The 2394-nt window shown below is 53.0% G+C and carries 3 protein-coding genes; all 3 read left to right on the forward strand.

The window, feature by feature from the left end:
- Nucleotides 1-174: 174 nt before the first annotated feature.
- Nucleotides 175-1050 (forward strand): AAA family ATPase, encoded by an 876-nt coding sequence (locus tag ACXJKR_RS29975; RefSeq protein ID WP_457325945.1) that lies wholly within the window; start codon nt 175-177, stop codon nt 1048-1050.
- 5 nt (nt 1051-1055) lie between these two features.
- On the forward strand, nt 1056-2009 hold the full coding sequence (locus ACXJKR_RS29980; protein WP_457325946.1) for a hypothetical protein: 954 nt from the start codon (nt 1056-1058) through the stop codon (nt 2007-2009).
- Between the two features lie 148 nt (nt 2010-2157).
- On the forward strand, nt 2158-2394 hold a 237-nt coding region (locus ACXJKR_RS29985), incomplete at its 3' end, for a DUF6929 family protein (RefSeq protein ID WP_457325947.1).

Below are 2394 nucleotides of genomic sequence, written 5' to 3' on the forward strand. Positions count from 1 at the left end.
AGCCTGAATATGATGCAATTTCAACAAATGAAGTTTCGGCTCTTCGTTCGCACTACGTAAGGCAGGGCGTTGGCGTAACGCCTAGAGCCTGAATATGATGCAATTTCAACAAATGAAGTTTCGGCTCTTCGTTCGCACTACGTAAGGCAGGGCGTTGGCGTAACGCCTAGGCAATTGCAAGACGAAGCCGGCTCGATTGCCGAAAAGACAATTCTTTGCCGCCAATGGTTTGGAAAGTTTGTTCCAATCATTCGCTATCCGTCGGTGGCCGACGTGGAAGATGCACTCGGCGAAGAGTGGCGCCGGGCCGCACTTGAAGTTTCATCGAAAGAACAGAGGATGTTCGAAGAAACATTCGTTCAGGTCTTTCGAATTGTTTCTGGGCTTGAAAACATACCGACCACGGAAACCAACGAAGACATCATTTCTTCCATTTCAAGTCTGTTAATGGATCAGGAAACGCAGGCATCAAACAGCGAATCTCGTGCAGTGTTCGATAAGCTGTTGATGTCTGCGCGATCGTTGAGTTCCAGTGCTACTCCAACGCGCGGCGTCGATAGCTCCCTGCTTGGACTATACCGTCAGTTGTTGGAGACCCGAAATTCTGAACGGCGCGTGGCTTTTCAAAAGAGTCGAGATTTTGAGCAATCAATTAATCGATTTCTCGACAACAAGACGTTAAAGATTGGCAACGTCGCGTCTCGTAGCCGGCTTAGGCAGCAAGTGTCTGTAAATACTATGGCAGGCCCAGCTTACGGCCTGTCCGCACTTTCATCTGGGGAGCGTCAAATTCTTACCATGCTCTATTCTGCGAGTCGAACTCGGTTCGCATCCGGAGCATTTCTGATTGACGAACCCGAATTGTCGCTCCATATCGACTGGCAGCGGATAATTCTGCAAGAGCTACGAAATCAATCGCCTGAGCGACAAATCATTGCTTGCACGCATTCGCCGGAGGTTGGCGCTGATCATTTTCTAGAAAACCAAGACTTCGAACCTGAGCATAGTCCGAGAGGTCAAGATAGCTTGTTTACAGATGAGGAGCTGTGAACATCATGGGACGTAATTACTCCATTAATGGCTATCTCAACGCTGCCTTGCGCCGAAGCGGCAGGACGCTTCTCGTAGAGGGTCCAGGCGATAAGTCACTACTTCACCGACTAATTGCGGAGCGTCTCCCCTCATTTAATTCATTAGCTGTCATCGACCACGCGGGGATGATCGAAGATCCCTCGCTCGCAGGAACCGGTAACAAGTTGCGTGTGATCAGTGTTCGCAGTTCTTCCGAGGCGCTTGCTCTGCAGAACGCAAAAATTGCGACGAAACTGGGGACGTTAACTGATAGGGAATGGGATGGTTTGGCGCTTGCGGATTTCTCTCCGCAACCTGAATGGCACCCTCCGGCGCAGCTGGACCGCCATTTCACGACGCTGGGGCATTCAATAGAGAATTATAATTTTGACGCGGAATGTGTAAAGGAATATATCAAATATTTTTTTGCTGAACATGCTACGCAGCAGACTTTCAATGCGTTGGATTTAAATATTCCGGCGGTTCTTGTCGTTGCATCCGTCCTTTCAATAAAGCTAAGAGATGAGGCGCAGCTGTCGCGTAGTGCTGGCCTAATTGACGTGGTGCATCTGCGGCAGGAGAACGGACGAATATATCTAAATGATTCGTTCGCGTCGGCATGCGCGGGTCGTGGTATGGGGTGCGCCGGAACAATAGTGGCAGAGGTCAATCAGGGGGTAGATGCGGCGTGGGTTTCTCTTCATTCAAAACACGCTACGAAATGGTTGCCACATGGCCATGTGGGCAATGATCTGCTCTGGGTCGGTGCGGCTTTCATCGCGAAAGAAAGCGGCTTTCCCAATGAATTTGTTGCGGATTTGGCTAAGGGCGGGAAGCGACAGCGGGAGCTCTTTCAAGCTCAGTGGCTATCTAAGGAGCCTGCTGCAAAACGCGAGCCTTTGGATGCGACGCTTGACTGGTTGAACCAAGCGGCATGAGTTGTGGCGGAACATGCAATTTCGCCTCCCGGCCACATGCGCTTGCGCTTCCACTGCTCAAGAGTTCTGGCCGGACGCGCTACCTAGCGTCGCCCCCGCTCTTCTCGCCCGACTGGCATCGCCSGGATCGCTTGCTCGGAGCTTTGCCATGCTGGAGGTAGCGGTCTCCCGAACCCTGTCCGTCGAGACAGACGCTGCTCCAGGCCACCTCAGCGCCGCCAGCGGTTTGGTTCAGGTGGGCCAGCGGCTGTYTGTCGTTGCCGATGACGAGTACACGCTGGCCGTGTTTGACCTCGCGGGCGAGGGCGCCGGCCGGCTGCATCGGCTCTTCAGCGGCGAACTGCCTGACAAGCCCAAGGCCCGCAAGGCCGCCAAGCCCGACTGG

It is taken from the genome of Roseateles sp. P5_E11, assembly GCF_054049355.1.